Annotated in this window: 19 protein-coding genes and 1 tRNA gene; 4 read left to right on the top strand and 16 right to left on the bottom strand. The window is 59.5% G+C overall.

Annotation, left to right across the window (positions count from 1 at the left end):
• Positions 1-29: 29 nt before the first annotated feature.
• The 3 genes from QIW53_RS21015 to QIW53_RS21005 all read right to left on the bottom strand — a co-directional run bounded on the left by QIW53_RS21015 (position 30) and on the right by QIW53_RS21005 (position 3,217).
• Positions 30-824 carry a carbon-nitrogen hydrolase family protein gene (locus tag QIW53_RS21015; RefSeq protein WP_371051532.1) on the bottom strand — a complete coding sequence of 265 codons (795 nt, stop codon included), beginning with the start codon at positions 822-824 and terminating at the stop codon, positions 30-32.
• 12 nt (positions 825-836) lie between these two features.
• On the bottom strand, positions 837-2,519 hold the full coding sequence (locus tag QIW53_RS21010; RefSeq protein ID WP_371051531.1) for a flavin monoamine oxidase family protein: 1,683 nt from the start codon (positions 2,517-2,519) through the stop codon (positions 837-839).
• Between the two features lie 236 nt (positions 2,520-2,755).
• Complete coding sequence (locus QIW53_RS21005) at positions 2,756-3,217, bottom strand: Lrp/AsnC family transcriptional regulator (RefSeq protein WP_192306529.1); 462 nt, start codon at positions 3,215-3,217, stop codon at positions 2,756-2,758.
• 146 nt (positions 3,218-3,363) lie between these two features.
• Here QIW53_RS21005 and QIW53_RS21000 point away from each other — a divergent pair, with 146 nt between their 5' ends.
• Positions 3,364-3,990: a peptidase M41 gene (locus QIW53_RS21000; RefSeq protein ID WP_371051530.1), complete on the top strand. Its 627-nt coding sequence runs from the start codon at positions 3,364-3,366 to the stop codon at positions 3,988-3,990.
• A gap of 38 nt (positions 3,991-4,028) precedes the next feature.
• On the opposite strand, the gene QIW53_RS20995 is transcribed toward QIW53_RS21000, so the two are convergent.
• From QIW53_RS20995 to rpsU, 7 genes are all read right to left on the bottom strand, one after another.
• Positions 4,029-5,240, bottom strand: a complete 1,212-nt coding sequence (locus tag QIW53_RS20995) for a glycosyltransferase family 4 protein (RefSeq protein ID WP_371051529.1) — start codon at positions 5,238-5,240, stop codon at positions 4,029-4,031.
• 279 nt (positions 5,241-5,519) lie between these two features.
• A complete protein-coding gene (locus QIW53_RS20990; protein WP_371051528.1) occupies positions 5,520-5,888 on the bottom strand; it encodes a DUF6124 family protein in 369 nt (122 codons plus the stop codon).
• A gap of 394 nt (positions 5,889-6,282) precedes the next feature.
• Positions 6,283-6,359 (bottom strand) — tRNA-Ile (locus tag QIW53_RS20985).
• Between the two features lie 15 nt (positions 6,360-6,374).
• A complete protein-coding gene (locus QIW53_RS20980) occupies positions 6,375-10,121 on the bottom strand; it encodes an EAL domain-containing protein (protein WP_371051527.1) in 3,747 nt (1,248 codons plus the stop codon).
• A 122-nt stretch (positions 10,122-10,243) separates the two neighbouring features.
• Positions 10,244-12,091 carry an RNA polymerase sigma factor RpoD gene (gene rpoD, locus QIW53_RS20975; RefSeq protein ID WP_371051526.1) on the bottom strand — a complete coding sequence of 616 codons (1,848 nt, stop codon included), beginning with the start codon at positions 12,089-12,091 and terminating at the stop codon, positions 10,244-10,246.
• Positions 12,092-12,158: 67 nt separating this feature from the next.
• Entirely contained in the window at positions 12,159-14,126 is a 1,968-nt protein-coding gene (gene dnaG, locus QIW53_RS20970; protein WP_371051525.1) for a DNA primase, read from the bottom strand.
• A 481-nt stretch (positions 14,127-14,607) separates the two neighbouring features.
• On the bottom strand, positions 14,608-14,823 hold the full coding sequence (gene rpsU / locus QIW53_RS20965) for a 30S ribosomal protein S21 (protein ID WP_002551877.1): 216 nt from the start codon (positions 14,821-14,823) through the stop codon (positions 14,608-14,610).
• A 199-nt stretch (positions 14,824-15,022) separates the two neighbouring features.
• Here rpsU and tsaD point away from each other — a divergent pair, with 199 nt between their 5' ends.
• Entirely contained in the window at positions 15,023-16,048 is a 1,026-nt protein-coding gene (gene tsaD / locus QIW53_RS20960) for a tRNA (adenosine(37)-N6)-threonylcarbamoyltransferase complex transferase subunit TsaD (protein ID WP_371051524.1), read from the top strand.
• Between the two features lie 36 nt (positions 16,049-16,084).
• Here the strand turns inward: tsaD and plsY are convergent, their stop codons facing one another.
• Positions 16,085-16,654 (bottom strand): glycerol-3-phosphate 1-O-acyltransferase PlsY, encoded by a 570-nt coding sequence (gene plsY, locus QIW53_RS20955; RefSeq protein WP_109635333.1) that lies wholly within the window; start codon positions 16,652-16,654, stop codon positions 16,085-16,087.
• 74 nt (positions 16,655-16,728) lie between these two features.
• Between plsY and folB the strand changes: the two genes are divergently transcribed.
• Entirely contained in the window at positions 16,729-17,085 is a 357-nt protein-coding gene (gene folB / locus QIW53_RS20950) for a dihydroneopterin aldolase (RefSeq protein ID WP_371051523.1), read from the top strand.
• Entirely contained in the window at positions 17,076-17,600 is a 525-nt protein-coding gene (gene folK / locus QIW53_RS20945) for a 2-amino-4-hydroxy-6-hydroxymethyldihydropteridine diphosphokinase (protein WP_371051522.1), read from the top strand. Before folB ends, folK begins: the two co-directional genes overlap by 10 nt.
• A gap of 47 nt (positions 17,601-17,647) precedes the next feature.
• Here the strand turns inward: folK and QIW53_RS20940 are convergent, their stop codons facing one another.
• The 5 genes from QIW53_RS20940 to glpE form a co-directional block, all read right to left on the bottom strand.
• Positions 17,648-18,877 carry a multifunctional CCA addition/repair protein gene (locus QIW53_RS20940; RefSeq protein ID WP_371051521.1) on the bottom strand — a complete coding sequence of 410 codons (1,230 nt, stop codon included), beginning with the start codon at positions 18,875-18,877 and terminating at the stop codon, positions 17,648-17,650.
• Positions 18,878-18,941: 64 nt separating this feature from the next.
• Positions 18,942-20,504 carry a SpoVR family protein gene (locus tag QIW53_RS20935; RefSeq protein WP_371051520.1) on the bottom strand — a complete coding sequence of 521 codons (1,563 nt, stop codon included), beginning with the start codon at positions 20,502-20,504 and terminating at the stop codon, positions 18,942-18,944.
• Positions 20,501-21,772, bottom strand: coding sequence for a YeaH/YhbH family protein (locus tag QIW53_RS20930; RefSeq protein WP_371051519.1), 1,272 nt, complete (start codon positions 21,770-21,772; stop codon positions 20,501-20,503). The genes QIW53_RS20935 and QIW53_RS20930 overlap by 4 nt, the downstream gene beginning before the upstream one ends.
• A 122-nt stretch (positions 21,773-21,894) precedes the next feature.
• Positions 21,895-23,817 carry a PrkA family serine protein kinase gene (locus tag QIW53_RS20925; protein WP_192306502.1) on the bottom strand — a complete coding sequence of 641 codons (1,923 nt, stop codon included), beginning with the start codon at positions 23,815-23,817 and terminating at the stop codon, positions 21,895-21,897.
• 297 nt (positions 23,818-24,114) lie between these two features.
• A complete protein-coding gene (glpE, locus tag QIW53_RS20920) occupies positions 24,115-24,444 on the bottom strand; it encodes a thiosulfate sulfurtransferase GlpE (RefSeq protein WP_371051518.1) in 330 nt (109 codons plus the stop codon).
• Between the last annotated feature and the right edge of the window lie 20 nt (positions 24,445-24,464).

Here is a 24,464-nt window from a genome sequence, read left to right as displayed (position 1 = left end):
CAGGACAGAGAAGCGCCCATGCTAGCGGATCAGCGCTTGTTCAGCTCGCCGTAAAGCTCCGGACGGCGATCGAGCAAGTAGCGATTGGCTGCGCGGGAATCACTCATCGACTGGCGATCCAGCTCACCGACAATCAACGCTTCATCCAGGCCGGCCTGGGCAATGCGGCTGCCATCGGGGGCGGCGAGGCTGCTCTGGCCGCAATACTGGATGTCGCCTTCGCTGCCGCAGTAATTGGCATAGGCAACGTAGCACTGGTTTTCGAAGGCCCGGGCGCGCACGGTGACGTCGGCGACGAAATCGTAGGGCACCATGTTGGCCGTTGGCACCAGGATCAGTTCGGCACCGGCCAGGGCCAGGCGTCGGGCGTTTTCCGGAAACTCCAGGTCGTAGCAGATCAGGAAGCCGAGTTTCCAGCCGTTGAGCTCCACCAGCGGAAAATCATCCCGCCCGGCGCTGAACATCGAGCGGTCGAGGTCGCCGTACAGGTGAGTCTTGCGGTAGTTGCACTGACGTTCGCCGTTTGCGTCGATCAACTGCACGGCGTTGTAGATCTGCCCGTCCTCGGTGCGCTCGGGATAGCCATACAAAATGGCCAGCCCGGACGCTTTGGCGATGCGGGCGATCTGCTGGGCCGATTCACCGTTGTACACCTCCGCCAGCACGCGGACTGCGTCGACGCCGATGTTGTAGCCGGTCAGGAACATCTCCGGCAGCACCAGCAAGTCGGCACCCTTGGCCTCCAGTGCCAGTTGATGCAGGCGTTGCAGATTGCCGGCGACGTCCAGGGGCAGCGGTGGACATTGGTAAAGGGCTACGCGCATTTGGGGTTTCTCCTACTCGGGCAGGGCGATCGGACCGATCTCGTTGAACACATCTCCTGGACCCGGGTTCTCGGCGTGAGTTTCACCGCCGAAGTGTTTCATGATGCCCCAGACCGCGTTGAGCGAGGTCTGCACCGCCCCTTCGACCCACGCCGGCGTCCACGAAACGTCATCACCAGCGATGAAGATCCCGCGCTGCTCGGCGGGCATGTCGTCCTGCATGAAGTGCGCGTACATGCGCTGGTTGTAACGATAGTGCCCCGGCAGTGCGCCTTTGAAGGCACCGAGGAAATACGGGTCGGCTTCCCAGGACACGGTGATCGGGTCGCCGATGATGCGCGCCGCGATGTCCACGTTCGGATAGATCTTTTTCAGCGCGTTAAGCGCCAGCTCCACGCGTTTTTCCACCGGGTGCGGGAGCATTTTCAGCGCGTCGCTCATCCACGAGTACGACAGGCAGATCACGCCGGGCTTGTCGTCGCCGTTGTCGAACAGGTAGGTGCCACGGGTCAGGCGATCGGTCAGGGTCATGCTCATCAGGTCACGACCGGTCTGCGGGTCCTTGTCCTTCCAGAACGGGCGGTCGACCATCACGAAGGTTTTCGACGATTGCATGTAGCGGGTACGGTCCAGGGCCATCCACATCTTTTGCGAGAACAGGGTTTCGTCGCATTCGATCTGGGTGGTCAGCAGCCAGCTCTGGCAAGTGGTCAGCACCGCCGCGTATTCGCGGGTATCGCCATTGTTGTCGGTCACCGCAAACCGGCCATCGGCGGCGTGGGCGATTTTCTTCACACCCGAGCGCGGCGCGCCCCGGTGCAGGGATTTCAGGCTGGTGCCGGTGGGCCAGTGGGCACAACGCTCGGGCACATGCCGCCAGATACCTTGCGGCACCTGCTCGACGCCGCCTACGACCAGATGTTGGTGATCGTCGCAGTTGGTCATCACCACTCGGAAGATTTCCAGCATCGAGTTCGGGAAGTCCGAGTCCCAGCCGCCGGTGCCGAAACCAACCTGGCCGAACACTTCGCGGTGGTGAAACGACAGCTCGGCGAAGGCCTTGGAGGTGGCCACGAAATCGTAGAAGGTGCGGTCATCCCACAGCGGAACCAGGGTGTTCCACAAGGCTTTGAGACGCGGTACGTCGCGTTCGCGAATCGCTTGCTGGATGTCTGAGAACTGCGAACCGGCCTCCAGTGCATCCGCCCAGGCGTCTGCCACTTCCTGGAAGAGGGCGGGCAGGTCGCTCAGCTTCTCGGCGTAATGGGTTTTGCCTTCAAGGTCGATGACGGTGCTGCCCGAGGCTGGCGTCAGGGGGTTAGGGAACGGCTTGGTCTCAAGGCCCAGTTTGTCGACATAGTGATAAAACGCCGTGGACGAGACTGGAAAGCGCATGCCGCCCAACTCGGCGACGATGCCGTCGGTGCCGTTGAAGGCTTGCGATCGCAGGCGCCCGCCCAGCTTCGACGCTTCGTAGACGACAGGCTTGAGCCCCAGCTTCATCAATTCGTAAGCCGCCACGAGGCCGGCGATACCTGCGCCGACAATTGCCACTTCAGCGCCGTGATGCTGCGCAGGAATGCTGCCAAGGCCTGCCGGGTGTTCGATCCAGTCGTCGAAGGCAAACGGGAAGTCCGGTCCGAAAATGGTGACAGGTTTCTTGCCGTCTGCAGGGTGGCGATTGATCTTGTTCATGGCTGGCCTTTGGCATTCGGACGCGGAGTGCGCGTCTGAGTATAGGAAAAGATGGCAGCCATTCTAGAGAGCGTACAACACGTTAATAAGATGCAAAGTGTCGTCGTTTTGCCTGTCTATTGGTCAAAATGACGATTACAAACTGCATATTGAATCCATGTGGGAGCGGGCTTGCTCGCGAAAGCGGTAGTCCAAGCACCGCCAAAGGAAGCTGATGCTCCCTCATCGCGAACCCGTCACACCGGCTGCCCCCTATCGATCTTGCTGCTCAGGATGATCGAGGTGGTGGTCTTCTCCACCCCGTCGACACTGCCGATCTGGTCCAGCAGTTGATCCAGCTGTTCGGGCGAGTCGGTGCGCAGCCAGGCCACGTAATCGAACTCGCCACTGACGGCACACAACTGCTGCACCTGGGCCATGGCGCTGAGGCGACGCAGCACCTCCTTGCCGGAACGGGGTTGCACCGTGATGCCGACATAGGCCTGCAAACCGCCGTCCACCACCCGTTGGCCCAGGCGCACGCCGTATCCTGTAATCACTTTGGCCTTTTCCAGGCGTGCCAGGCGCGACGTCACGGTGGTGCGCGCGATGCCCAATTGCCGGGCAAGCATGGCCACGCTTTCACGGGCATTGATCTGCAGGGCCGCAATCAGTTGGCGGTCGATTTCGTCAAGAACGGGTGGGCGGACGTCAGGCAAGGGTGGGCTCCAGCGGTACAGATCCAGAAGACGCCATGTTACAGGCACGGACCGGATCCGCGATGAACACCGTGCAGGCCATTTATGGGATGGACAGCCACCGTCGGGCGTAGTCGAATGCGAAATCGAAGAGGCGAGGCGACGAAATGACAAGGAACATGCCCAGCGCCGTGCGCGCGCATGCGCTACAGATCGCCCGTCATGAAATGGGCCATTACGTCATCGCTCGTGCCCTGGGGTTTGCAACCGGTGGCGTCAGCCTGAGCGTGACCCTGGACTTGCGGCATCGCGGGGGCGCCGCCATTACCCTCGCCCGGCCCATTGCGTCGATGGCGGTCATGCAGACGCACCTGGAAGCCCGGATGATGGTGCTCTTCGCGGGCGTCATGGCGCAGACACTCTCGTCAGCCCGCGTCGACAAATCCAAAGCGGTGGCCATCCTCAAGGGGGCGTTGGGGGCGGAACAGGATTACGCGAAAATCAAGGAGCTGCAGCACCTGCTGCGCAATATCACCTTCGCCGGAACCGATCCCGGGTCATCCGGGCGCATCGAAGCTGAGCTCAAGTCGATAACGGATCGGATCTGGGAGCGGACCCAAACCCTCGTCGAACATCTGGCACAAACGATCATCGAATTGGCAAGCCTGCTGGTCGACGGCATGGCCATCGTCGAGCAGTGGGGGCGGGCGGCGGATACCTACGAGGTGGTTTTTACCCGTGAAAGGCTTGAAGCGCTTCCGTGTGTGCACACCATTCCAGTGCTGGAAACCTGATCCTCGGCCTGGCGCTCGAGGGTCGTTAAAGGCGTGGCTCAGGTTTGTGGGCTGGCATGGAGCTTCAGGCTGTTTTTCAGGAATGCTTCGCGGTCCTGATGCATCTGCAAATGCGTCTTACCCGTCGCGTATGCCAAACCGGCGAGGCCCATTTTCAAGCCCAGTTCGGAATGTCGGGCGGCGTGGCGAATAACCTCTGCCAGGCTGGCAGGGTTACCGGTTTCGAACGTGAGCGCATTGTCCTTGTTCGTGATGTCCAGGATCCCGGAGGTGTCCGAACCGATGACCGGAACGCCCTGGCTGAACGCATCGAAAATGATCCTGGGCTGCTCCTGCTTGAGTGTCGGGACCAGCAGCCAGTCATGCTGGGCAATAGCGTTGAAGAAGTCTTCGCCGTAATTGACCGTGTTCTGGAAGTTGACCTTGATACCGCCGTGGTCTTGGGCTGCAAAGCGCTGGCAATGCTCTTTCAGGTCCCCAGAGCCCATGATGGTGATATTGACGTTCAAGTTGTCGTGTTTGAGTTGCTCTATGGCGTCCAGCACAACCAGGACACCTTTATCCATGACCAGACGTGAGGGGTAGAAAATATTGAGTGCGCCGTCGTGCCGCTCTACGAACTTTCTGTTGACCGCGTCCGGGGTCGTGATGTGCTTTTTGTCGACCCAGGTGGCATGGTTGATCAACGCTCGGCTGTCATCGTCGCCCAAGAAATATTCCCTGTAGAAAGACTGGGTGAATATCCGTGCGTTTGCCAACTTCAGGCAGCGTTTCAACAGGATTTTATGCGCGTAGTGCTCCACCGTTTTCCGGAAGGTCCTGGCTTCGCCCTGACCCAGCATCCAGAATGAAGACTCGATGACGATAATCCATTGAAAACGGAAAATCGGCTTGAGCGGCAACAGATAAAAGGAGAGTGGGAATGCCCAGCCGGCGCCGTCGGAGTGAACGATCCTGGCTTTTTTGCAGGCCTTGATGGCGGTGATGAAGTTCGGGATCAGGTTCTTCAGCACTGAAGTTAATCCGTAGTCGTTCTTCAGCGCAAAAAGCCACTTTATATTCAGGCTGGTTATGTTTTGCAGTCCCTCGACATCGTTGGTTTTTTCAACGGGGCAGCAAATTCCGAAGTTTTGTATATAGTCCAGGTGAAGTTCTATGTCCTTGGCCCACAAGGCATCTGTAAATAGATTGCCTTGTTCGTCCTTTATAATCGGGATTCTTGTGAAAAGGATGTATGGCTCTTTAATCATATTCCCCTCACAGGAACCCTTGACCGTTATGTTGAGATGTCCTGCCGGGCGCCCGTCAGACCCTGAAAATTGCTGACGCCATTTTTCTGCTGTCCGTTGAAGTTAACACAACGCGATTCGAAGGAATTGTAGCAGTCGGAAACATTTTTTTACGTCCGTAGCTTCATATTTTTAGAGGCCCGCCGGGCCGCTCGTTCCGGACGTAACATTGAACGAAATCCGTGGTTTCCCGAGTGACAGCAACCGAAGAACCACGGAGCGCGAGCTCTTTTTTTGCGGTCACTGAGGTGCATGAGGGTCGAGTTGACCCAGCGCCCGGTTTACCGAAATCTCCGCCAACATCACCAGTTGAGCAATGCCCAGCAGCGAGTTGCGACTGGTGCCGGTTTCGCGGTCGGCGACATCCAGGGTGATCACGCTGGCCGAAGCCAGCGACTCGCTCACGCTGCCCAGCAGGTCGATGACATGAACGTCCGGATTGACGATGAACATCGTGGGAGGCGTGCGCCGGGTGGCGCGGATGTCGGCGTTGGAGAGGAGATCTTCATCGGCGAGGCTCTGAGTGGCTTCGTCGGGCTTTTGAGGATCGATCTTTTCATGTGCGGACGCATCGTCCGCATTTCGGGGGTTGGGAGTCGCTTTAGACATAAGTGTGTTCTCTATTGGGCGCCATCCTTCCGACTGCTAAACCGAAAGGGTGGCGGCTGCACGCAGGTTAGCAGACCGGGGAACACAGCAAAGCCGGCGCGCCCGAGGGCGCCCTACGTACAGCCACCATCAAGCCACGGGCGAAAAGATCGCCGGTGCAATGGGGCGCACGTTCAGCTGTTCCACGAGCATATGATCACGTGCTGGCCATCTCGACCCGAGAACGAGCGAGCCAAGGCGTCTGCGTGGATCGTCACTAGACGTTGAAATGGTTAGGCATGAGAACATCCAACGTGGACGATTTGTGGACACTTTTGGCGTTTTTGCAGTTTGAGAGGCCGGAAATGAGTGCCACCCAGAAACACGAAAGCCGCGCAGTGCGCGGCTTTGAGTATGGTGGGCCCACACGGACTTGAACCGTGGACCAAAGGATTATGAGTCCTCTGCTCTAACCAACTGAGCTATAGGCCCTCAGTAGGTCGCGGATTATAGCGACGGTTTCTCGGCTGTGCTATCCGAAAAATCCGATATGGCCACGCGAAGAAAGGTCGCGGCGAATTCGTCTGCGGACACGGGCGGGCTGACGATGTAGCCCTGGATCTGTTCGCAGCGTTCCTGGGCGAGGAATTGTTGCTGGGCCAGTGTCTCGACACCTTCGGCGATCACGGTGAATTGCATGCTGCGCCCCAGCGCGATGATCGCGCGGACGATGGCCACGTCATGGGGGTCATCCGGCAGGCCCCGGACGAAGGACTGGTCGATCTTGAGGATATCCAGCGGCAGCCGCTTGAGGTAGCTCAGGGACGAGTAGCCGGTGCCGAAATCATCGATGGCCAGTTGCACGCCCAGGTGCTTGAGTTGGTGCAGCACCGCCAGCGCTTCCTCGGCCTGACTCATGATGAAGTTTTCGGTAATTTCCAGTTGCAACAATTCAGGCTGCAGGCGGTTGTCCTTGAGCAGTTGTTCGATCCGGCTGAGCAGGTTGGGCTGGCGCAGTTGCGCGCCCGCGAGGTTGACCGACAAGGGGCCGAGGCACTCGTACGTCAGGCCCCATTCGTACATCTGCCGGCAGGCGGTTTCGAGCACCCAGTCGCCGATTTGCAGGATCATGCCGTTTTCTTCGGCCAGCGAAATGAAGTGTTCTGGCGGCACGTCGCCGAAGGTCGGGTGACGCCAGCGCAGGAGGGCTTCGGCGCCCACCAGGCGATTGTCTTCGAGGCTGATTTTCGGCTGATAGTGCAGCAGCAGTTCATTGCGTTCGATGGCCCGGCGCAGTTCGTATTCCAGAGCAACCCGTTCGCTGGCCTGGGCGGTCAGGTCGCGGGTGTAGCTCTCGATCCGGTTGCGCCCCTTGGCCTTGGACCGGTACATCGCCGCGTCGGCGTTCTTGACCAGGGTGGCGACGTCACAACCGTCCTTGGGATACAGGCTGGTGCCGATGCTGGCGCTGATGAAGAACTCATGTTCGCCGGCCTGGAACGGCGCCGAGAAACAATTGAGCAGTTTCATGGCGATGTTGTCAGCGTCACTGGCCTGCTGCAGGCCCGGCAGCAGGATGATGAACTCGTCGCCGCCCAGTCGCGCCACGGTGTCGATGTCGCGCAATTGCTCCTTGAGGCGCACGGCGATGCCTTTGAGCAGCAGGTCGCCCACCGGGTGGCCAAGGCTGTCGTTGATGTGCTTGAACCGGTCGAGGTCGAGGAACAGCACGGCGCCCTGGCCGCCGTTCTCTCGCTGGCAGTTGAGTGCGCCCAGCAGACGGCTTTCGAACAAGGTGCGGTTGGGCAGGCCGGTCAGGGGGTCGTGGTGGGCCTGGTAATCGAGCTTGGCCTGCGCGTGCTTGAGGCTGGAAATGTCCGCGAACACGGCGACAAAGTGGGTGACGAACTTGTCACGGTTGCGTACGGCGCTGATGGTCAGCCAGCTCGGGTACAACTCGCCATTCTTGCGGCGGTTGGAAATTTCCCCCTGCCAATGCCCTTCGGCGGTCAATTGATGCCACATGGCGGCGTAGAACGCGCTGTCATGCAGCCCGGAGGCGAGCAGGCGCGGGGTGTGGCCCAGGGCTTCACTTTCGCTGTAGCCGGTGATTTCGGTAAAGGCCCGATTCACGGCGCTGATGTGCTGCTGCGTGTCGGTGATCAGCACGCCTTCGGCGGTGCTTTCGAAAACGGTGGCAGCCTGTTGCAGTTTTTCCTGCATCAGGTGCCGCTCGGTGATGTCCCGGGCAATGGTCAGCATGCAGTCTTCATCGCCAATCGGCAGCGGCCGGCTGGAGACCTCGCACAGGCGGATCTGCCCGTCGCTGCGACGGATATGGCAACTGAAGTCGCGGACAAAGCCGTCGCGGTGCAGCAGGTCGAGCATCTGCTTGCGTTCGTTGAGGTTGACCCAGATGCCCAGCTCCAGGGAAGAACGGTCCACCGACATTGCGCTGTTGAATCCGGTGATGCGGCTGAAACCTTCGTTGACCTCCAGCAGCAAACCGTCGCTCTGGCGCGACAGGAGCAGGCCGTCGGGTGAGGCATGGAAGGCCTTGGCGAACTTTTCTTCGGACGTTTGCAGCTGCTGCTGGGTTTCCTTGAGCTGGTTGATGTCGCGTACCACGACCACCAGCGCCGGCGTGGTGTCGAGGTCGAAGGGTTCGGCGGAGATCAGGCCGGTGAACACCTGACCGTTGTTGCGTCGGAACAGCATCTCCAGGTTGCGGATGCTGCCAGCCTGCAAACGCTGCAAGAGCCCCGGTCCAACGCCTGGAATGCCCCAGATGTTGAGGTCGGTAGCGGTCTGGCCGATGACTTCTTCAGCCTTGAGCCCGATCTGTTCTTCGAACGCTTCGTTGACCTCCAGCAGGCAGCCGTCGGAGAGGCGTGCGATGACCAGGATGTCCGGGCACTGCTGGAACACCGAGGCGAATTTCTGCTCCGACAGGCGCAAGGCTTCCTCGGTGCGCTTGGCATCGGTGATGTCGATCATCAGGCCGCGCATCACCGGTTCATGGCCGTGCTCGATCAGGCTGACGATGTCGCGCACCCAGAGGCAGCGGCCGTCGGCGGTGATGACCCGGTAATCGAGGCTGTGATCGCGCCCGGCGAGCACTTCGTGATCGCAGAAGGACTGGGCGCGGGTCAGGTCGGCCGGGTGGATGATGTTGCGCCAGAACCCCGGGATCAGCCAGTGGGACAGGGGGTAACCGAGCAGTTCTTCGGCGTGGGGCGACACGTAGCTGTAGGTGAAGTCGGTGATGCGGGCTTCCCAGGCGATGGCCGAAAGGCTCTCGACCAGCCCGCGATAATGGTATTCGCTGCTGCGCAGTTCCTGTTCCAGGTCGACGCGCCGGGCGATCTCCGAGCTCAGGCGCCGGTTGATGCGGATCACAACCGCCAGCACGGTCACCAGCAACAGCAGGCCCGGGAGGCCATACACCAGCAGATCGGACCAGAATGTGCGGTGGTCGAGGACGTTGCCGATCCAGTGTTCCTGGATGGCGCTGATTTCCTCCGGTGCCATGTCCGCCAGCACCTTGTCCAGAATGCCTACCAGAATCCTGTTGTCCTTGGGCACACCCATGGCCAACTGGTAGCGGTAGGGCGTTTCGCCGCTGACATAAAGCCCGTCCAGCTTGAGCTGACGCAGGCTCCAGACGCTGGAAGCAAGATCGCCGACCACCGCGTCCACCTCATCGGTCGCCAGCGCCTGCAGGGCCGAGGCGACGTTGGGCATGCCCACCAGGTTCAGATCGGGATGATGGGTTCGCAGCAGTTCATGGGGCGCGTAGTCTTCCACCACGGCGATTTTCAGCCCGTACAGGTCTTCGATCTTGCGCGGCTGAGCACCGCCCACGTGGGCGAGGATGACGATCGGAAAGTCGAGGTAGGGGCGCGTGAATGACAGGTAGGCCTGACGCTCCGGCGTCGACATGATGCCTGGCAGCAGGTCGAGTCTGGCGTGTTTGGCCTGATCCAGTACCTCCGTCCAGCTCACGGGCTCGATGGGCGTGAGCTTGATGGCCAGCCGCTCGCGAATCAGGTCGATGTAGTCGGCTGCAAGGCCCTGGTAACGGCCCTGTTCGTCGCGGAACTCAAAAGGTGGCCAAGACGCATCGACACCCAGGCGCAAGTCCGGATGGGCGGTCAGCCAGCTACGTTCTTCGTCGGTCAGAGTCAGCGCGCCAGCCGTTGCAGTCCAGTTCATCATCGACAGCAGAAAAAGCACGGTCGGCAGTCTGGTCATAACGGTCTCGTTATGGCTCGGGGAATGCTTCGAGTGTAGACGGGCTATTCGGCGGAGGGAGGCGTGCGGGGGAGTTTTATCTGCAGAAAGCAAAACCCCCGGCTGGGCCGGGGGTTTTGTGATTACTCGTCGAGGAAGGAGCGCAGGTGCTCGCTTCTCGTCGGGTGGCGCAGCTTGCGCAACGCCTTGGCTTCGATCTGACGAATCCGCTCACGGGTCACGTCGAACTGTTTACCAACCTCCTCGAGGGTGTGGTCGGTATTCATGTCGATGCCGAAACGCATGCGCAGTACCTTGGCTTCACGGGCAGTGAGGCCGGACAGCACTTCGCGAGTCGCTTCCTTGAGGCTCTCAACGGTGGCGACATCGATCGGCGACTGCATGGTCGAGTCTTCGATGAAGTCACCCAGATGGGAGTCTTCGTCATCACCGATCGGGGTTTCCATGGAGATCGGCTCTTTGGCAATCTTCAATACCTTGCGGATCTTGTCCTCAGGCATTTCCATGCGTTCGCCCAGCTCTTCCGGAGTCGGTTCGCGACCCATTTCCTGCAGCATCTGGCGGGAAATACGGTTGAGCTTGTTGATCGTCTCGATCATGTGCACCGGAATACGGATGGTGCGAGCCTGGTCGGCGATCGAGCGAGTGATCGCCTGACGGATCCACCAGGTGGCGTATGTCGAGAACTTGTAGCCGCGACGGTATTCAAACTTGTCCACCGCTTTCATCAAGCCGATGTTGCCTTCCTGGATCAGGTCGAGGAATTGCAGGCCACGGTTGGTGTACTTCTTGGCGATGGAGATCACCAGACGCAAGTTCGCTTCGACCATCTCTTTCTTCGCGCGGCGGGCCTTGGCCTCACCGATCGACATGCGACGGTTGATGTCCTTGATCTCGGCGATGGTCAAGCCGGTTTCGGCTTCCAGCGCGGTCAGCTTCTGCTGGCAACGAATGATGTCTGGTTGCAGGCGACCAATGGCTTCAGCGTATTTGCTTTTGCCTTTGGCGAGTGCATCGGTCCAGCTTTCGTCGATTTCATTGCCCGGGAACTGGCGCAGGAAATCGGCACGCGGCATGCGGGCATCACGCACGCACAATTGCATGATTGCGCGTTCCTGCTGACGCAGGCGATCCAGAGCGCTGCGAACGCGCTCGACCAGGCCTTCGAATTGCTTCGGAACCAGCTTGATCGGCATGAACAGCTCGGCCAAGGCCAACAGTTCGGCAATCGCCGCCTTGTTGTCACGGCCGTGCTTTTTCAGCGCCTTGCGGGTGATTTCCATCTGGTCGGCGACAGCGCCAAAACGCTGTGCAGCAACGACCGGATCCGGACCGCTTTCGGCTTCTTCTTCGTCATCCGAGCCTTCGGATTCCTCATCGTCGGAGTCGTCGTCGGCCTTTTCGGCTTTCGAGTCGACCGGCGGTGGCACTTCCGCAGGCGGCGGGGCAATGCCGTCGTCCGGGTCGATATAACCGCTCAGAACGTCGGACAGGCGGCCACCTTCGGTGGTGACGCGAGTGTACTCGGAGAGAATGTGGTCAACCGTGCCAGGGAAGTGCGCGATGGCGCCCATCACTTCACGGATGCCTTCTTCAATACGCTTGGCGATTTCGATTTCGCCTTCACGTGTGAGGAGCTCTACCGTACCCATTTCACGCATGTACATGCGCACGGGGTCGGTGGTGCGACCAATGTCGGTTTCCACCGCTGCCAACGCTGCTGCTGCCTCTTCGGCTGCGGCTTCGTCGGTATCGGCGTCGGCCAGCATAAGGGCGTCCGCATCCGGAGCACTCTCGTGTACGGGGATCCCCATGTCGTTGATCATGCGGATGATGTCTTCCACCTGCTCTGGATCTGAAATATCCTCAGGCAGGTGGTCGTTGACCTCGGCGTAAGTCAGATACTTCTGCTCACGACCCAGTTTGATCAACTCAATAATACGAGACTGCTGTTGCGCTTTTCCGGACATAACACCCTATCCACTGAAGGTCTTGGCGGGCAAAAAACAAGCCGAGGATTATACCTGAGCTGTGACCTCACGCGCCAGTTGAGGTCGGGTTTGATGCGGAAACATTCTGTTTTAAAAGGTCACGCATCTGTTTTGCTATCTGGATTTGCTCTTCAGCCGATAAACCCGGCTGTCGTGCTTTCTTGATAAGTTCGTCCAGGGTCTGCGTGTGTTGACCCGCAGATAACCTAGTAATGGTGTCTAAAAACTGCTGTTCAAGGTTATCGCCGCTAATCAGCCATTCCTTTTCTGCCAATGCCCTCAACAAGCGACCTTGCTCGGTGCCGTGCCAGCGCGCCATCAATTGAATAGAGTTTAGCTGAGGATTTTTCTGCACCGCTTCGATCAGGGCGATCAGTACCTGGGCGTAAACATTGCTTTCGTTGGCAAAATGATCGGCGCTCTCGACCTTTCCGGCCAGTTGCGGGTGATGGATCAGCGTGCGCAGGGCAATCAGCGTCGGCGCTTCCACCGCCACGGGCGTGCGCGGGGCATACTCCTCGCGGTCACCACGCTTGCCGTTCTTGCTCCAGGGTTTCTTGTCCCATTTCTTGCCGCCGGCCCCGGGTTTCTTCGGCGTCCATTCCTGCTGGGGCGCGAATGCGTCCTGGGGCTGGTGGAAGTCGGAATAATCGGGCATGGCGTCATAGTCCATGCCGGGGTCGTAGGCGGGCGGCGCCTCCTGCGGTGCGCTGTGTACCAGTTGGCTCACCGCTTCACCGCTCAAGCCGGTGATTTCCAGCAGGCGCTGGCGCATCAGGGTGCGCAGGTTGGCGCCTGGGACCTTGTCGATCAATGGCGCTGCGAGGGTGGCCATGTGGGCCTTGCCTTCGAGCGAGCGCGGATCGGCCTCTTCGGTCAGTTGCTGGAAAAAATAGTCGGCGAGCGGTTGTGCATGCTGGTTGATTCGGGCGCGGAAAGCATCGGTGCCCTCCGAGCGAACCAGGGTGTCCGGGTCTTCGCCTTCGGGCAGAAACAGGAAGCGGGCGCGGCGACCGTCCTGCAGGCTCGACAGTGTCGCTTCCAGGGCTCGCCAGGCGGCGTTGCGCCCCGCCTGGTCGCCGTCAAAGCAGAACAGCACGCTGGGCACGACGCGGAACAGTCGTTTCAAGTGTTCTTCACTGGTGGCCGTGCCGAGGGTGGCCACGGCGTTGCGCAGGCCCTGCTGGGCGAGGGCGATCACGTCCATGTAGCCTTCGACGACAATGATTTCGTCGAGATTGCGGTTGTTCTTGCGTGCTTCGTATAGGCCGTAAAGCTCCTGACCCTTGTGGAAGACCGGGGTTTCCGGCGAGTTCAGGTACTTGGGTTTGTCATCGCCCAGTACCCGTCCACCGAACGCGATGATGCGCCCACGGCTGTCGCGGATCGGAAACATCACACGATCGCGGAAGCGGTCATAGCGTTTGCCGGTTTCGGCGTTCTCGATCAGCAGGCCGGCATCGATCATGGCCTTTTGTTGCAGGGTATCGCTGCTCAAGTGCTTGAACAGGTTGTCCCAGCCAGGCGGGGCAAAGCCGAGGCCGAAGTCCCGGGCGATTTCGCCCGTCAGTCCGCGACCCTTCAGGTAATCCACGGCGGCTTTGCGCGCTGGATGGCTTTTCAGGGCCTGGCGGTAGAAATCGGCGGCGGCCGAGAGCAGCGGATACAGTGGCGAATCGGTTGGCTGTCGCGGTTTGCGTGCTCTGCCGCTTTCTTCCCGGGGTATTTCCATGCCCGCGGCTTTGGCCAGTTCTTCGACGGCCTGGGGGAAGTCCAGGTTGTCGTGGTCCATGATGAAGCCGAGGGCATTGCCGCCAGCGCCGCAGCCAAAGCAGTAATAGAACTGTTTGTCGGGGCTGACGCTGAAAGACGGGGTTTTCTCTTTATGAAACGGGCAGCAGGCCGTGTGGTTCTTGCCGGCTTTTTTCAGTTGCAGGCGCGAGCTGACCACATCGACAATGTCGGTGCGGTTCAGAAGGTCGTCAATGAAGCTCTGGGGGATCAGCCCGGCCATGGCGTTCTCGTCGTCTGCACTGTAGGAGGTCCGTTGCGATGGGCGGACGGGCGCGGGTCGTTGTTTGAAGCACGCAAAGTGTGCGGCTCAACCAGTGTCGTCTGCGTAATCGCTGTCGGGAAGTGTATCTGCCGAAAATCCACTGACGTTAATTCCAATCAGTATTCGACTATTTGAAAGTGTTTCTCGCTGAATCCGGCGACGACCCATCATGGGTCTCGGATAGCTCATCATGCGGCACGCAAGCGGTGCCTTGGGCTGATCGTCGTGAGAGGAATCAGTGGGTGTGCTCGTCAGTAGCCTTGAAAGGCTCGTCAGAAATGACGTGCACCGCTGGCAAAAAGCCAGGTCTGACGCGGTGAAGCAGTTCGTCTCGGTCGCGTGTGCGGCTTTGACGGTGAAGCATCAAGCGTTGTCCGCAAATGCCATTAGCCCGGCTGAGGGCCGGGCTTGGCAGAAGCTTGCGACGATCGTCTGTGTATTAGTACAGACGAACGGCGCGGCGCTGTTCGCGCTGAACTTTCTTGGCGTGACGCTTAACAGCAGCAGCTGCCTTGCGCTTACGCTCAGAAGTTGGCTTCTCGTAAAATTCGCGGCTACGAACTTCAGCCAGTACACCGGCTTTTTCGCAGGAGCGCTTGAAACGACGCAGAGCTACGTCGAAGGGTTCGTTCTCTTTTACTTTGACGGCTGGCATCCAGAGCTACCTTCATTCATTACCGGGGTCAACATCCTCGCGGCAAAAGAGCACTTGAAGACGTCGGTTTTTAAGGGTTGCGGATGTTAACCCCTCATCGCTCGGAATGCAAAGCCTCTGATCGAAAACCGCTGGTCGGGGCCTCACGCGGCGACTATTATGCGCGCCTTCGAATTCAGCCTAAACAAGGCGCAAACCCATGCTAGTACTGGGAATGGAAACTTCCTGCGACGAAACCGGCGTCGCTTTATACGACAGTGAACGCGGCCTGCTGGCCGACGCGCTGTTCAGTCAGATCGACCTGCATCGCGCCTATGGTGGCGTCGTGCCGGAGCTGGCGTCGCGTGATCACGTCAAGCGCATGCTGCCGTTGATTCGTCAGGTATTGGCCGAGGCGGGCTGCGTGCCAACGGAAATCGACGCAATCGCCTACACCGCGGGCCCCGGGCTTGTCGGGGCGCTGCTGGTGGGGGCTTCCTGTGCCCAGGCGCTGGCGTTCGCCTGGGGCATTCCGGCGCTGGGCGTGCATCATATGGAAGGCCATTTGCTGGCGCCAATGCTGGAGGCAAAACCGCCGGAGTTTCCGTTCGTCGCTTTGTTGGTGTCGGGCGGGCATACGCAGCTGGTGCAGGTCGACGGAATTGGCCAATACACGCTCATGGGCGAGAGTCTCGATGATGCGGCCGGTGAGGCATTCGACAAGACGGCGAAGATGATGGGCCTGAATTATCCCGGCGGTCCGGAAATCGCCCGCCTGGCAGCGCAAGGCGTTGCAGGGCGTTTCACCTTCCCCCGTCCGATGTGCGATCGCCCAGGCCTGGCCTTCAGCTTCAGTGGACTGAAAACCTTCGCGTTGAACACCTGGCAGCAGAGCGTTGGCGCCGGGGACGACAGCGAGCAAGTCCGTTGCGACATCGCGCTGGCGTTCCAGGAAGCCGTGGTGGAGACTTTGACCATCAAGTGCAAGCGTGCCCTGAAGCAGGCGGGTATGAAACGCCTGGTGATTGCCGGCGGCGTCAGCGCCAACAAGGCGTTGCGCGCCTCGCTGGAGAAAATGCTCGGCGACATGAACGGCGATGTGTTCTACGCCCGTCCGGAATTCTGTACCGATAACGGCGCGATGATCGCGTTCGCCGGTTGCCAGCGTTTGCAGGCCGGCCAGCACGAAAGCCTGGCGATCAGCGTGCAGGCACGTTGGCCGATGGAACAACTGTCGGGGCTATGAGGGGCGGGCTGGATGAGCGCTGCTCAGGTCCGGCCTCTAAAAATGCCGTTCGCGCCCGGCGAACAGGTCGCGTAGATTGCCGCGATGACGCCAGACGATCAGCCCCGTGAGTGCGCTCATGGGCAGCAGGGCCGCCGGTTCTTGCCAGGCCAGCAGTGGCAGGGTCAACGGCGTGGCGATCAGGGCGGCGAGTGAGCTGGTGCGGGTCAGGTAAAACGTCAGCAGCCAGGCACACACCGCCAGAAGCGCCGCAGGCGGGTAGAGGCCCAGCAACATGCCGGCAGCGGTGGCGACACCTTTGCCGCCGCGAAAGCGAAAGTACAGAGGGAACAGGTGGCCGATGACGGCGCAGACGCCGATCCAGGCCTGTTCTTGCAGCGAAAGGCCGGCAAATCCTGCTATCAGTACGGGCAACAGGCCTTTGCAGAGGTCGCCGATCAAGGTCAGGATGGCGAGTTTTTTGCCAGCCAGGCGCAGCATGTTGGTGGCGCCGGCATTGCCCGAGCCACTCATTCGCGGATCGGGGTTTCCGGTCAGTCGGCTGAGCAAAATGGCGAAGGACAGCGAGCCGAGCAGGTAGGCGAGAGTCGCCAGTAACCAAAACATGCTAACTATTCCGGGCGAGGACGCCCTGATTCTAACGGCGCATTGCGCCCTTGTCGTGCAGCGGAGAAGAGTGCTTGGACAGAGTGTTTATCGAGGGCCTGGAAGTTGACACCGTGATCGGTGCCTACGACTGGGAGCGAGGCATCCGACAGTGCCTGCGTCTTGATCTGAGTTTCGCCTGGGATAATCGCCCAGCCGCAGCCGGTGACGACCTGACCCTGGCGCTCGATTACGCGAGCGTCTCCGCGCGTATCCAGGCCTTTGCCGAGCAAGCGCAGTTCCAGCTGGTCGAGACCTTTGCCGAGCGTCTGGTGGCGGTGTTGATGAGTGAGTTCAACATCCCCTGGATGCGCCTCAAGCTGACCAAGCCAGGTGCCGTTGCGGCGGCGACCGGTGGTGTGGGCGTGGAGATCGAGCGCGGATGCCGCTGACTCAGGTGTACCTTGGTCTCGGTAGCAATATCGAGCGCGAAACCCATTTGCAGGCCGGCCTGGAAGCTCTGGCGGGCTTCCTGGTGGATATACGCTGCTCGGCGGTATTCGAAAGCCAGCCGGTGGGCATCAAGAGCGGCCCGTTTTTCAACTTTGTGGTGTCGGCTTATACCGATCTGCCGCTGATGGAGCTCGACCGCCGGCTCAAGTTCATCGAAGCGGACAATGGTCGCTATGCGCCGGACCGCAAGGGCTTGCCGCTGGATATCGATGTACTGCTGTTTGGCGATCTGGTCGGCAACTTCGACGGTTTGACGCTGCCCCGTGCTGAAATTCTGAAAAACGCCTTTGTCTTGTGGCCGTTGTCGCTGATTGCGCCGGATCTTGTGCACCCGGGTGTGGGCAAGAACTTTGCTGCGCTGTGGGATGAAGCGCAGATCGATCAAGTGTTGGCGCCGGTGGCGTTTGAGTGGCGTGGGCAACCGCTGACGCCGTCGAGCCTGCTGCCAGGCTGAGATTGCTATCGCGAGCAGGCTCGCTCCCACAGGAGGAGCGGCCTGGTTCAGGCCAGCCGTGACTCTTTGTAGGCTTTCAGTGTCTTGAGTCGCTCGCGCTTGATCGCCTCGCCCAGTTCCGGCCCCTTGAATCCCTTTTCCAGTAACGGTTGAACCGCAACGCCCCGAGCGGCATCCGCAGCCCCGCGCAGGTAATCCGCCTGTGGATAACTTCTTTGCTCCAGGCCTTTGCGACCTCGCGCGTCCATTTCGCAGGCCGCAATAAACTCCTCGAATCGCTGCGGTCGCCTGTAGACATCAAAACTTTGCAGCAACTCCAGCAGGGTCGACGGCTTCAGTTCCAGCGCTCGATGGCCGTGCGTGTGGTATTGGCCCACCAGCAGTGCCAGTTCCTGGCAATCCTTCGGCGCCTTGAAGCGCTCGTTAACGGCCTTGATCAGCTTCAGGCCCCTGTGTTCGTGAGCAATGTGCCGGGGCCATTCGTCCTCGGGTGTCAGCCCCTTGCCCAGGTCATGCAGCAGGCAGGCCCAGCGCACGGTCAGGGGTTGTCGATGTCGTGCGGCTTGTTCGAGCACGCTCAGGGTGTGTACGCCGGTGTCGATCTCCGGGTGATGGGCCTCTGGCTGGGGAACGCCGAACAGTGCGTCGACTTCCGGCATCAGCACTTTCAAGGCGTTGCATTCGCGCAGCACCTGGATGAACACCTGCGGTTGGTCTTCCATCAGTGCCCGGGATATTTCCTTCCAGCTGCGTTCTGCGGTCAGTGCCTGCAGTTCCCCGGATTCGCTCAGCTCGCGCATCAGTTCCAAGGTTTCTGCGGCGACGGTGAATCCGAGCTCGGCATAGCGGGCCGCGAAGCGGGCAACACGCAATACGCGCAGGGGATCTTCGGCGAAAGCCGGGGAAACATGACGTAAAATGCGGGCTTGCAAGTCGCGTTGGCCGTGGTATGGGTCGGTCAGGTTTTGCTGATCGTCTTCGGCCATGGCGTTGATCGTCAGATCGCGGCGAATCAGGTCCTCTTCAAGGGTCACTTCGGGGCTGGCGTGAAAGGTGAAACCGCCGTAGCCACGCCCACTCTTGCGTTCGGTTCGCGCGAGCGCGTATTCCTCGCCGCTTTTGGGATGAAGAAACACAGGGAAATCCGCCCCCACCGGGCGAAAGCCCTTGGCGAGCATTTCCTCGGTGGTGGCGCCGACCACGACCCAATCGATATCGGTGACGGGTTTGCCCAGCAGGCGATCACGAACGGCCCCACCGACTTTATAGATCTGCATAAAAAACCTCCGTTAGCCCGACAGAATAACCCTTGTGTCGAACTTTCGGAGGCACAAACCTTGATCAGAGATGAATGACGGCCAGGTCCAGCCGGCCGTAGTCGCCTTCGCTTTGTTCGTTGCGGGGTGGCACGTGGTGGGTTTTCATCACCTGATCCCCTTGCAGGGTCTCCAGATGAATGTCGAAGCCCCAGAGGCGGTGCAGGTGCTTGAGCACTTCTTCCGTGGATTCGCCCAGCGGTTTACGGTCGTGTTGCTGGTGACGAAGGGTAAGGGAGCGGTCGCCCCGGCGGTCGATGCTGTAGATCTGCACGTTGGGCTCACGATTGCCCAGGTTGTATTGCGCGGCGAGGGTTTCACGGATGGTGCGGTAGCCCTCTTCATCGTGGATGGCCGGCACCAGCAGATCGTCCTTCTGGTCGTCATCGAGAATGCTGAACAGTTTCAGGTCGCGGATCACCGTGGGTGACAGGTATTGCAGGATGAAACTCTCGTCCTTGAAGCTGCTCATGGCGAACTTGATGGTCGACAACCAGTCGCTGCCGGCGATCTCAGGGAACCAGCGGCGATCCTCTTCGGTGGGGTTTTCACACATGCGCCGGATGTCGCGGTACATGGCAAATCCCAGTGTGTAGGGGTTGATGCCGCTGTAGTAAGGGCTGTCAAAGCCAGGCTGGAAGACCACGCTGGTATGGGACGTGAGGAATTCCATCATGAAGCCGTCGGTGACCAGGCCTTCGTCGTACAGGTCGTTCATCAGGGTGTAATGCCAGAACGTGGCCCAGCCCTCGTTCATCACCTGGGTCTGGCGTTGTGGATAGAAATACTGGGCAATCTTGCGCACGATACGCACGATCTCCCGCTGCCAGGGCTCCAGCAGCGGCGCGTGTTTCTCGATGAAATACAGGATGTTTTCCTGCGGCTCAGCGGGGAAGCGTGCATTGTCCTTGTCGCTGAACTTGTCGGCGCCCTTGGGGATGGTGCGCCACAGATCGTTGATCTGTTTCTGCATGTGCTCTTCCCGATCCTTCTGCCGCCGGCGTTCCTCTTCGGCGGAAATCGGGTAAGGACGTTTGTAGCGGTCGACGCCATAGTTCATCAGTGCATGGCAGGAATCGAGCAGGTCCTCGACGGCGTCAATGCCATGGCGCTCCTCGCACTGCATGATGTACTGCTTGGCGAACACCAGGTAATCGATGATCGAGCTGGCGTCGGTCCAGGTGCGGAACAGGTAGTTACCCTTGAAGAAGCTGTTGTGCCCGTAGCAGGCATGTGCCACCACCAGGGCCTGCATGCAGATGGTGTTTTCCTCCATCAGGTACGCGATGCAGGGGTCAGAGTTGATCACGATCTCGTAGGCCAGCCCCATCTGGCCCCGGGAGTAGGATTTTTCAGTGCTGAGGAAGTGTTTGCCGTAGGACCAGTGGTGATAGCCCAGCGGCATGCCGACAGAGGCGTACGCATCCATCATCTGCTCGGCGGTGATGACTTCGATCTGATTGGGGTAGGTGTCGAGCGCGTAGCGAGCCGCAATACGACTGATTTCACGGTCGTAGGCCTGGATCAGCTCGAACGTCCATTCAGAGCCGGTGGAAATGGGTTGGCGCTTCTGCTCTTTGGCGGTCATGTCACTAACCTGCGCTGGAAGAGTTCACGGAAGACCGGATAGATATCCCCGGCCGAGACCAGTTGTTGCTGGGCAAAAGTGTCAGAAAAGGCTTCGGCGATGCGCTCGTATTCGAACCACAGTGCCTGATGTTCCCGGGGGGTGATCTCGACGTAAGTGTAGTACTGCACAAACGGCATGATCTGATTGATCAGGATGTCGCGGCAGATCGGCGAGTCATCGTTCCAGTTGTCTCCATCGGAGGCCTGCGCCGCGTAGATGTTCCATTCGTTGGCGGGATAGCGCTCGGCCATGATCTCCTGCATCAACTTCAAGGCGCTGGAAACGATGGTGCCACCGGTCTCCCGTGAGTAGAAAAACTCCTCCTCGTCCACTTCCCGGGCGCTGGTGTGGTGGCGGATGAACACGACGTCGATCTTGTCGTAGTTACGCTTGAGAAACAGGTACAACAGGATGAAAAAGCGTTTGGCGACGTCCTTGGTGGCCTGGGTCATGGACCCCGATACGTCCATCAGGCAGAACATCACGGCCTTGGAGCTGGGGTTGGGTTGCTTGATCAGCAAGTTGTATTTGAGGTCGAAGGTATCGAGGAACGGAACGCGGTGGATACGCGCACTGAGTTTTTCGATTTCCGCCTCGATTTCCTGAATATCGCCGAAGTTATCCGGCTCATCGCGCTTGAGTCGCAGCAGTTCCTCCTTGGCTTCGCGCAATTTCGCCCGGCTGCTGCCGGACAATGCAATGCGTCGGGCATGGGCCGAGCGCAAGGTGCGGATGATGTTGATGCGCGACGGGTTGCCCTCGTTGCTGATCCCTGCACGCACGGTTTTGAAGGTATCGGTGCCGGTCAGGTTGCGCTTGACCAGGTTGGGCAGCTCGAGGTCCTCGAACATGAATTCGAGGAATTCTTCCTGGGTGATCTGGAAGACGAATTCATCCATGCCTTCGCCGGAATTGCCGGCCTTGCCGGGACCTCGGCCACCGCCGCCTCCTGGTGGGCGGGCGATGTGTTCGCCGGTGGTGAACTCCTTGTTGCCTGGGTGGACAACGGTCTGTTTGCCACCGCGTCCATGGTGCAGCACCGGCTCATCGATATCCCGGCCGGGGATGCTGATTTGTTCGCCGTGTTCCATATCAGTGATGGAACGCCGGCTGACCGCCTCTTCGACAGCCTTCTTGATGTGGTCACGGTATCGCCGCAGAAACCGTTGGCGGTTTACCGTGCTCTTGTTCTTGCCATTGAGACGTCGGTCGATCACATAGCTCATAGGCCCCTCCGGGGAGCTTCAAGTCGTGAGCTTCAAGCCGCAAGCGAAAGCGCCTTCAATTCCCGAGTTGGGGAATCAACCGCTGTTCCCTTGCAGCTTGTAGCTGGAAGCTTGCCGCTGCTTCACTGCGACTTCCGGACCCGTAGGTACCATTCGGAAAGAAGCCGTACCTGTTTGTCGGTGTAGCCCCGCTCGACCATGCGCGTGACGAAGTCGTTGTGCTTCTGCTGGTCCTCTTTGCTGGCCTTGGCGTTGAAGCTGATGACCGGCAGGAGGTCTTCGGTGTTGGAGAACATTTTCTTCTCGATGACCACCCGCAGTTTTTCGTAGCTGAGCCAGGTCGGGTTCTTGCCATTGTTGTTGGCGCGAGCCCGCAGCACGAAGTTGACGATTTCGTTGCGGAAATCCTTCGGATTGCTGATGCCGGCCGGTTTTTCGATTTTTTCCAGTTCCTCGTTCAATGCCACGCGATTGAGGATTTCGCCGGTTTCCGGGTCGCGGTATTCCTGGTCCTGGATCCAGAAGTCGGCGTACAGCACGTAGCGATCGAAGATGTTCTGGCCGTATTCGCTATAAGACTCGAGGTAGGCGGTCTGGATTTCCTTGCCGATGAATTCGATATAGCGCGGTGCCAGGTATTCCTTGAGGTAACGCAGGTAACGCTCGCGGGTTTCCGCCTGGAATTGTTCCTGTTCGATCTGTTGTTCCAGTACGTACAGCAGATGCACCGGGTTGGCGGCAATTTCGTGCGGGTCGAAGTTGAAGACCTTGGACAGGATCTTGAACGCGAAACGGGTCGACAGACCGTTCATGCCTTCATCGACACCGGCGTTGTCGCGGTATTCCTGGATCGACTTGGCCTTTGGATCGGTGTCCTTGAGGTTTTCGCCGTCATACACGCGCATTTTCGAGTAGATGTTGGAGTTCTCCGGTTCTTTCAGGCGAGAAAGCACGGTGAACTGGGCCAGCATCTTCAGGGTGTCGGGGGCGCAGTGGGCCTTGGCCAGCGAACTGTTGAACAGCAGCTTGTCGTAGATCTTCACTTCGTCGCTGACCCGCAGGCAATACGGGACCTTGACGATGTAGATCCGGTCGATGAACGCCTCGTTGTTCTTGTTGTTGCGGAACGTGTGCCATTCCGATTCGTTGGAGTGGGCGAGCAGGATGCCGGTAAACGGAATCGCCCCCAGGCCTTCGGTACTGTTGTAGTTGCCCTCCTGGGTGGCCGTCAGCAATGGGTGCAGCACCTTGATCGGTGCCTTGAACATTTCGACGAACTCCATCAAGCCCTGGTTGGCCCGGCACAGTGCGCCGGAGTAACTGTAGGCATCGGCGTCGTTCTGCGGGAATTCTTCCAGTTTGCGGATATCGACCTTGCCCACCAGCGCCGAGATGTCCTGGTTGTTTTCATCTCCCGGTTCGGTCTTGGCCACGGCGATCTGGTTGAGGATCGACGGATAGAGTTTCACCACGCGGAACTGGCTGATATCGCCACCGAACTCGGCCAGGCGCTTGGTCGCCCACGGCGACATGATGGTGTTGAGATAACGCCGTGGGATGCCGAAGTCTTCCTCGAGGATCGCGCCATCTTCAGTGGCGTTGAACAGACCCAGAGGTGATTCAAAGACCGGCGAGCCCTTGATGGCGTAGAAAGGCACCTTTTCGATCAGTTGTTTGAGCTTTTCAGCCAGGGACGATTTACCGCCACCGACAGGGCCGAGCAGATAGAGAATTTGTTTCTTTTCTTCCAGTCCCTGGGCGGCATGGCGGAAATACGACACGATCTGGTCGATGCATTCTTCCATCCCATGGAAGTCTTCAAAGGCCGGATAGCGACGGATGACCTTGTTGGAGAAGATTCGCGACAGTCGCGAGTTGGTGGAAGTATCCAGCAGCTCCGGTTCTCCGATGGCCAGCAAGAGACGCTCGGCGGCGGAAACGTAGGCACTGCGGTCCTTTTTGCACAGCTCCAGGTACTCTTGCAGCGAGAATTCTTCCTGGCGTGTGGACTCGAAGCGTTGTTGGAAGTGGCTAAAGATACTCATGACGTCACCTCGCTCGATACGTGGAGCCGACGCCGGATCACTCAGTCGATGCTGGCAGCAACCGAACAGGCAGTTGCTGTTTACCCCCCAGAAACCCTTCGCAGCTGACGACTGTGAAGGCTACTCCCGATGATCCGCGCGCCGGTGTACCGGCTCTCCCCTGTTTTGGATGGCCTGCGCTTAAGGATAGTTGGGAATTCGAGAGGTAAAGGGCGGATACGTAATTAGTTGTGGCGGACCGTTCGTCCGGTGCCGCCCGAGCCCCCGGTGGACGGGGGCTTGCGCATTACAAAAAAATTATTCGCCGGTATCTTGCGAGGTTTCTGCCGGATAGGTCGTGCGCCACAGCTCAAAACCGCCATCCAGGCTGTAAACGTCGGAGAAGCCCTGGCCGACCAGATAAGCCGCCGCGCCTTGGCTGGAGTTGCCGTGATAGCAGACCACGACTGTTGGTGCATCCAGATCGGCGCCCTGAATGAAGGCGTGCAGGGAATGATTGTCCAGATGCTTCGAACCGCTGATGTGCAACGCGGCAAATGTCGCCGGGTCTCGGACATCGACCACGACCGCGCCTTGTTCGCGCAGGGCCTGGGCCTGTTCTGGGGGGATACGTTTGAATTCGCTCATGGCGGGCTCCTGGGGCTCGG

The organism is Pseudomonas fluorescens (genome assembly GCF_041354075.1).
GTDB lineage: Bacteria > Pseudomonadota > Gammaproteobacteria > Pseudomonadales > Pseudomonadaceae > Aquipseudomonas > Aquipseudomonas fluorescens_CE.
This window is presented reverse-complemented; position numbering and strand designations above follow the sequence as displayed.